This window comes from Streptomyces sp. BE303 (assembly GCF_036290945.1).
Lineage (GTDB): Bacteria > Actinomycetota > Actinomycetes > Streptomycetales > Streptomycetaceae > Kitasatospora.
The window spans coordinates 1-300 of sequence record NZ_JAQYWZ010000927.1; the positions used below are offsets into that span (position 1 = coordinate 1).

Here is a 300-nt window from a genome sequence, read left to right on the forward strand (position 1 = left end):
ACAGGAACGCCACCCGACCAGAACCCGCAACACCCGTCAGACCACCCGACCCGGAAGCTACCGCGCCCAGCCCGGTCGTCAACCCCTCGGTGTCACCGGCGAGCACCACCGCCCGATGCGCCAGCGAGGCACGGCGGGCTGCCGCTGCGGCGAGCGTGTGGAGATCCCGATCGGCCACAAGACGCACCTGCTGTGCCTGGGCACGGAGCGCCGCCTCGTCCGTACCGGACAACAGCACCGGCACCAAGGGAAGTTGCACCGCTGCCACGACGGCGGCGGACTCGACGGCCGGGGGCTCCT

General features: G+C 72.0%; 1 protein-coding gene. It reads right to left on the bottom strand.

Annotated features, from left to right (window positions below):
* The coding region (locus PUR56_RS37935) for a hypothetical protein (RefSeq protein ID WP_329952303.1) at positions 1–244 on the bottom strand (244 nt) is incomplete at its 3' end.
* Between the last annotated feature and the right edge of the window lie 56 nt (positions 245–300).